Here is a 6,207-nt window from a genome sequence, read left to right as displayed (position 1 = left end):
AGAGATAACTAATTGATTTATAAAGTTAATAACAAATAAAAAAGTATTCAATTATTAGGAATACAACATAGAAGTATATGGATTTCTTTGATAAAACAGGTAAAATGGCAATCGGCAGCCGTCTATAGAATAGCACTTTCACTATCCAAATTACAGATAGGAGTATAACTTTTACTGATTTCAGTAAAATGTGCATAATAAGGATAAAGCCTCACAGCTATTAGAAAACCGTGAGGCGTAGTTGAAAGAAGGAACTATCTTTATCGCGTAAATGCGTGGACGCAAATTATTTCATTATAATAATGATTTTATTTCGTCAGCTCTTCGAACACGTTCACCACGTATTCGGCAATTTCGCAGTCCTGCGCTTCCGTACCGCCGCCCACACCGATTGCACCGACTATCTTTCCATCCACGAACAACGGATAGCCGCCCGCCACAAGCGTAATACGCGGATCATTCGTCTGAATACCCATCAGCGGCGCACCTTCGGCGGCCGCGCCCGCCACATCTTTCGTCTTGCATTGCGTGACGGCTGCCGTGTACGCTTTACCAGGTACGAGTGTGATACTCAATACCAGCGCATCCCCATAACGCCGATAGACGCGCGGCAACCCGTGCCGATCGGCAATGGCGAAACTGATGTCGATGCCTAATTCCTTACTCTTTTCGTGCGCTGCGGCACACATCTTGTCGCACAGTTCGTCCGACAAGATTTCCCGTTCATTGACTTGAGCCATACAAAATATTGTTGTGAGGATTGCAAGCAATCCTGCGGTTAATAATCTTTTCATCTTCTTTTGGTTATTACTGGTTACAAAATTATATAATCACCTATTTGCCTGCAATATGTGATAATTTTATCACAGTATGATTCTTTGCTCATACCGTAGAAATTGCGTACTTTCGCAACAAATAAAGGATATACGTGTATAACACTATGTATGAATATAAAATACCTCCGATAGATTTGGATTGTGGCGTGACGATTACACAATATGTCATGGGCGCGAAATGGAAACCTTATTTGATAAATTGTATGACCAAAAGCATTCATCGTCCCGTAGAGTTTCAACGTGCGATAAAAGGCGCAACAAGGCGTGTGTTGGTGCAACAACTGGGCGAATTGGAATCTGTCGGCATTGTGCGTCGCATAGTACATGACACCGTACCGATGAAAACGGAATACTTTCTAACCGAACTCGGCGAATCGCTCGTACCCATCATCCGCATGATGGATGCGTGGAGTAACGAACACCGAGAGATGTTCGACGAGATGGGGAAACTCTCTTTATAAGAGCCTCCGAAAGAATATTACTATCCGCAAATCGGAAACGGGCTGTCTGACAACTCCAAACAGCCCGTTCCAATCAACATAGGTTCCGTTTTATTACTTCATCCCTATTTTCTCCAACCATTTCAGTACCCCAGCTTTTGAATCCGCCACACGGTCTCGGGCGATGGCATATCCGTCAAAGACGGTGGCACCTTTTTCCAGTTCGCGGATGGTTTTAATCGCATCCGAAAAACGGCTGCCGCCATGCGTACAGAACGGAACAATGATTTTCCCGCTGAAATCGTACTCGTCGAAGAACGTGTAGAGCGGCATCGGCATGTCGTACCACCAGTTGGGAAACCCGACGAACACCATGTCGTAATCCTTCAGATTTTCGATATGTGTAGCCAGCCTCGGACGGGCGTTATTGTCTATTTCCACTTTCGCAGTATCGATCAGGGCCTTATGTGATCCAGGATAGGCATGGACGGTCTTTATCTCGAAGAGGTCGCCTCCCGTAGCCTCACTAATAATGGTAGCAACATATTGAGTGCTTCCCATCACTTTTCCGCCGAAAAGGACGCGGCTCGCTCCCGACGAAGCATCCACACCGTCTGTTTCAGGAACGGAAAAGTAAACGACCAAAGATTTTCTATTGCCCGCATTAGCAACCGATTCTATCTGTTGCTTTGATGCTGTTTCCGTTACCGTCGTCTCTTTCGAGATGTTTTCATGTCCGGCCGCCCAACAATAAGCAGTTACTGCACAGGCAATAATTGCCAGTATTCCTGCTGTTATAATTCCCTTTTTCATATTTATTCGTTTTATAATTGTTTATTCTATCATTCCGATCCTGTGTAACCACGCCTCCGTACCGTTAGCATTTCCCGGCATGTCAATGCCGGCATCATCCGGACGGCCCGGTATCGTGATGTCGTCCGGATCGAGGTCTTCTGGCAGTGTCTCCGGAATGTGCTTCGAATCGGGCGTTACTTTGTAAATCTTCTGCATCGATTCGTTCAGATAGGTAGTTGCGCCGTAGGTGAAGAACGGAATAATCACCTTGTCTTTCAAATCGTATGTTTCAAGAAACGTACAGACTACCATAGCAGGTTGGTGCCACCAACAGGGCGAGCCGACGAAAATCGTGTCGTACTGCGCTATCGTTTCCGCATCAGGTAGATTGGCCACACCCGGGCGCAGATCGTTGTAAGCCTCATTCTGGATACGGTCACTGTCATCGTAGGGATTCTTAGCATACGTTTCGGCCGCTTCAATGCGGTACACGTCCGCACCGGTAAGTTCCACGATACGCTCGGCCACAGCTTGCGTATGTCCCTGTGCGGAGAAGTAAGCCACGAGTATCTTGCCGTCTTCGGACGGAGTATCCGGGTTTCCAGGCTCGTCTGGATTGTTCGGATTGTCGGGTTCTTCTCCATCTCCCGGTCCTTCGGCAGTCATCGGCTGCTCCGTTTCCGGCGCGGGAGTGTCATCGGGAGAGCATGCTGCCATAGTGGTCAACGAAAAAAGTAAAAGCGGAATAATAAATAACTTTTTCATGTCCTATCATTTTTATTGGTTATCGTATTCTTCATCCGTTACAGTATTCAGCCATACGGCACCGCCTTTCGACTGCTGTGGGCCGATGGTAATGTGCGTAAACTCGCTGTCGGGTGCGGCTCCATGCCAATGTACCACGTTCGGGGCAATCTTCACGACATCGCCGGGACGCAGCACCTGTACAGGTTTGCCTTTCTCCTGATAGCATCCCTCGCCGGAGGTACAGAGCAGAATCTGCCCGCCCGGATGTGAATGCCAACTGTTACGCACGCCCGGCGCAAAAGTCACGTTACCTACCGTACAGTCCATCGAGTCGGCTTTCGTGACGAACATTTCGAGCCACGCCTCGCCTGTGAAATTCAGCGTATCGGGGAGTTTGTTCCCTTTCGGGAAAATATCTTTGACGGCACAATCAGCCATGTCGGTTGTCGCAATTGCGAGTATCCGGTCGAGCTGCTCTTCTGTCATGCCTAGATTCCGGCAGATGGCCATGTGTCCGCGCAACATCGGTTCCACGCTTTCGCCTAATGCGGCGATGACAGATACCGTGGCCAATTCCCGTTCGGAGTATGTCAGCACGTCGCGCTCGAAGAGGTCAGCGAAAAGATGCTCTTTAAGGAACCGTTCGATAACGGGAGCGAACTCGGCATACCCGGCTTTGGGTGCATCGGCAGGTACGCCGGAGATTTCAGCCAGTATGTCGCGGCCGCGTCCGTAACGGGTACGGTTGTCTTCGACGGGTGAGGCGTCCCTGCCCACTGTGTCTTCAATCCCCTGCGCTTTTCTTTCGTCCAAAACGGCGATAAAGGTTTGTAAGGCACGGAGACTACGGGGGAAACCGCAATAGGCGTATGCATGTATCAAGACTTCACGAATTTCATTCACGGTCAGTCCATTGTCCAATCCTGCGGCAAGGGCGGGTTTCAGGTTCGCCAAATCGCCTTTGCCCGTGCAGGAAGCGATTTTCACGATGTGTTGCTGACGCAAGGTCAGTCCGTTCTCTGTCGATACGGGTTGCGCCATCATATTCATTGCTGTCATGAAACAGAAGCAAATCGTTACATATATTTTTTTCATATCTTGCGTCATTATAGTTTCTTATCGAAAAATTCCGTCAGCTTCTTAACTGCCATATCCACATACTCCGGCACGTAGTAGGTCTTGATGTGTGTCGCACCGGGAATAAGGAACAGTTCCTTATCCTGCGTACCCGTGGCACGACTGTAACACAACTCCGTCATGTAGAACGTATCTGCAATACTGCCGGCCATCATCAGTAACGGCTGGTTGATGAGATACATGTCCGCTGCGGCATCGAAGGCAAAGAGGTCCATGAGGCTGCTTTGGGTGTAACGGAACGTCGAATTGGGATGGGCGTGGCTTTGCAGATAATACTCGTAGCCGTCACGATAGAGGTCGAAAGGCAATGCCGCCGCCTGTTCGGGTGTCACGCCGCTCATGTCGCCCACGTATTGGATCTCACCGCCTTCGGCTTCTTTCTGACGGGCGGCGCAGGCATCGGCCAGACGCTCCTGTACAGTATTGATCTGCGAATCGAGGAACCCGTTGCGGCGTACCAGCCCTGTATTGAACATGCTTAAGGTAGCGACCGCCTTGAACCGTTTGTCAGTCTGCACGGCTTTCAGCGTGTAGCCGCCACCACCGCAGATGCCGAGGATACCCACACGCTGCGGATCTACACCCGGATATTGCAGCAGGATGTCGGCCGCCCGGCGGATGTCCTCGATTCGGTTGGCGGGCTTGTCCGTGTTACGCGGTTCTCCCTCGCTGGCTCCCTGATAGGCTGCATCGAATGCCAGACAGATATAACCCACCCCGGCCATGCGTTGGCTATAAAGCCCTGCGACCTGCTCTTTCACGCCACCGTTGGGATGCGCTACCACGAGAGCGGGATAACTCTTTGCCGGGTTGTAACCCGCAGGCGTATAGACGTTGGCGGCGATTTTCAATCCGTTCAGATCGTAAGTAATAGGATGAATATTTATTTTACCGGCCACATTTTCCATAAGTGCGTCGGCATAGACCAATCCCCATGGGTTGTTGTTATGGCTCTTTACAATAGGTGTTTCTACAAATGCCTGACTTTGTGCGCAGGCTGTTCCACAAAGGGTGGCAGCCATGCAACTTGCGATTATAAATGCTTTCTTCATTACTTTATCTGTTTAATGGTTTACATACGTTCCTTTAATATCTCAAAAATTTCATCTCTTGAAAACTGCTTACAACAGCCCGGCATGAGGAAACAGGTGTCGGCAGCGGCACGCAATACGGATTCGTCCGTGATACCCATTTGGCTCCAGTGCGTGGGCAGTCCGACTTCTTTGATAAACGATTCGAGCGCGTCGATGCCCCGTGCAGCAGTCTCTTCGGCTGTTTCTCCTTTCACGCCCCACACCGTTTCCGCCATGCGTACCAGCTTCTCCGTGCCATAGCCGATCATCCGGCGATAGAGGGTGGGATGGATGACCGCCAGCCCTTGTCCATGGTTACAGTCGGTGTAAGCCCCCACGGCATGTTCTATCATGTGACACTGGAAATCGGTCTGCTTACCAAGTTTCAGCATCCCGCTCTCCGCCATTGCCGAAGCCCACATCAGTTCGCCACGGGCAAAGTCGTCGTCGGGGTTGGCAATGAGGGCACGCAGGTTCTTGACAACATTGCGCATCACAGCTTCGTTGATTTCATCGCTGAGATTCGTCGCTTGCGGCTTGCCCATATAGGTTTCCATACAGTGTGATAGAGTATCGAACACTCCGCTGATGACCTGCTTCATGGGCAGAGTTCTCGTCAAGTCGCTGTCAAGGACTGCAAACGAATGATAGGCACCGAACAACGGTTGCTTCAGCTTCTTCTCTTCATGGGTAATCACCGCACCGTTGTTTTGTTCGGCACCCGTACCCGATGCCGTGACAACGGCCCCCATCTGAACAAAATCGGTCGGCAGGCGGTGATGGTCATACCACATGTCCCAAATATCCTCATCGAGCCGCGACTGGGCCGACACGATCTTGCAACAGTCGATGACCGAGCCGCCGCCTACGGCCAAAATGAAGTCGATGTCATTTTCGCGTACAAGCCGTGCGCCTTCCTGTACCTTCCGATAGGTGGGATTGGGCATAATGCCGCCGAAGTCCGTCACGCACTTGCCACACTCCGCGAGCCACGACCGTATCCGGTCATAGAGTCCGGTGCGTTTGAGCGAACCGCCACCGTAGGCCAGCAAGATGTTTTCTCCTGCGTTTTTCAATTCTTCTTTGATTGCTTCTTCAGCGCATCCCTTGCCGAAATATTGTCGGACGGGATATTGATAAACAAACTTATCCATTGCTATACCCTTTTTTAGTTCATTT

At 50.2% G+C, this 6,207-nt stretch carries 7 protein-coding genes; 1 reads left to right on the top strand and 6 read right to left on the bottom strand.

Annotated elements, in window-relative coordinates; translation table 11 throughout:
• Positions 1 to 308: 308 nt before the first annotated feature.
• Positions 309 to 794, bottom strand: coding sequence for a heme-binding protein (locus HCG69_RS20165; RefSeq protein ID WP_221651512.1), 486 nt, complete (start codon positions 792 to 794; stop codon positions 309 to 311).
• A gap of 146 nt (positions 795 to 940) precedes the next feature.
• Here HCG69_RS20165 and HCG69_RS20160 point away from each other — a divergent pair, with 146 nt between their 5' ends.
• Positions 941 to 1,297 carry a helix-turn-helix domain-containing protein gene (locus HCG69_RS20160; RefSeq protein WP_221651511.1) on the top strand — a complete coding sequence of 119 codons (357 nt, stop codon included), beginning with the start codon at positions 941 to 943 and terminating at the stop codon, positions 1,295 to 1,297.
• Between the two features lie 93 nt (positions 1,298 to 1,390).
• Here HCG69_RS20160 and HCG69_RS20155 read toward each other — a convergent pair whose 3' ends face one another.
• Genes HCG69_RS20155 through HCG69_RS20135 form a run of 5 tightly spaced genes read right to left on the bottom strand, consistent with a single transcriptional unit; the run spans position 1,391 to position 6,182 of the window.
• Positions 1,391 to 2,089, bottom strand: a complete 699-nt coding sequence (locus tag HCG69_RS20155; RefSeq protein ID WP_221651510.1) for a flavodoxin — start codon at positions 2,087 to 2,089, stop codon at positions 1,391 to 1,393.
• Positions 2,090 to 2,110: 21 nt separating this feature from the next.
• Complete coding sequence (locus tag HCG69_RS20150; protein ID WP_221651509.1) at positions 2,111 to 2,836, bottom strand: flavodoxin; 726 nt, start codon at positions 2,834 to 2,836, stop codon at positions 2,111 to 2,113.
• Positions 2,837 to 2,848: 12 nt separating this feature from the next.
• The gene (locus HCG69_RS20885) at positions 2,849 to 3,913 is read right to left on the bottom strand and encodes a carboxymuconolactone decarboxylase family protein (RefSeq protein ID WP_370634164.1); all 1,065 of its coding nucleotides are present in this window, start codon (positions 3,911 to 3,913) and stop codon (positions 2,849 to 2,851) included.
• Positions 3,914 to 3,924: 11 nt separating this feature from the next.
• Positions 3,925 to 5,007 (bottom strand): alpha/beta hydrolase, encoded by a 1,083-nt coding sequence (locus HCG69_RS20140; RefSeq protein ID WP_221651508.1) that lies wholly within the window; start codon positions 5,005 to 5,007, stop codon positions 3,925 to 3,927.
• Positions 5,008 to 5,027: 20 nt separating this feature from the next.
• Positions 5,028 to 6,182, bottom strand: a complete 1,155-nt coding sequence (locus HCG69_RS20135) for an iron-containing alcohol dehydrogenase (protein WP_221651507.1) — start codon at positions 6,180 to 6,182, stop codon at positions 5,028 to 5,030.
• Positions 6,183 to 6,207 lie beyond the last annotated feature (25 nt).

The organism is Bacteroides sp. K03 (genome assembly GCF_019734355.1).
Classification (GTDB): Bacteria; Bacteroidota; Bacteroidia; order Bacteroidales; family Bacteroidaceae; genus Bacteroides; species Bacteroides nordii.
This window is presented reverse-complemented; position numbering and strand designations above follow the sequence as displayed.

Excerpts from the sequence above, each read along its gene's own strand:
- HCG69_RS20165 (WP_221651512.1), bottom strand. The coding sequence starts at position 794 with ATGAAAAGATTATTAACCGCAGGATTGCTTGCAATCCTCACAACAATA.
- HCG69_RS20140 (WP_221651508.1), bottom strand. The coding sequence starts at position 5,007 with ATGAAGAAAGCATTTATAATCGCAAGTTGCATGGCTGCCACCCTTTGT.
- HCG69_RS20160 (WP_221651511.1), top strand. The coding sequence starts at position 941 with ATGTATGAATATAAAATACCTCCGATAGATTTGGATTGTGGCGTGACG.
- HCG69_RS20885 (WP_370634164.1), bottom strand. The coding sequence starts at position 3,913 with ATGAAAAAAATATATGTAACGATTTGCTTCTGTTTCATGACAGCAATG.
- HCG69_RS20150 (WP_221651509.1), bottom strand. The coding sequence starts at position 2,836 with ATGAAAAAGTTATTTATTATTCCGCTTTTACTTTTTTCGTTGACCACT.
- HCG69_RS20155 (WP_221651510.1), bottom strand. The coding sequence starts at position 2,089 with ATGAAAAAGGGAATTATAACAGCAGGAATACTGGCAATTATTGCCTGT.
- HCG69_RS20135 (WP_221651507.1), bottom strand. The coding sequence starts at position 6,182 with ATGGATAAGTTTGTTTATCAATATCCCGTCCGACAATATTTCGGCAAG.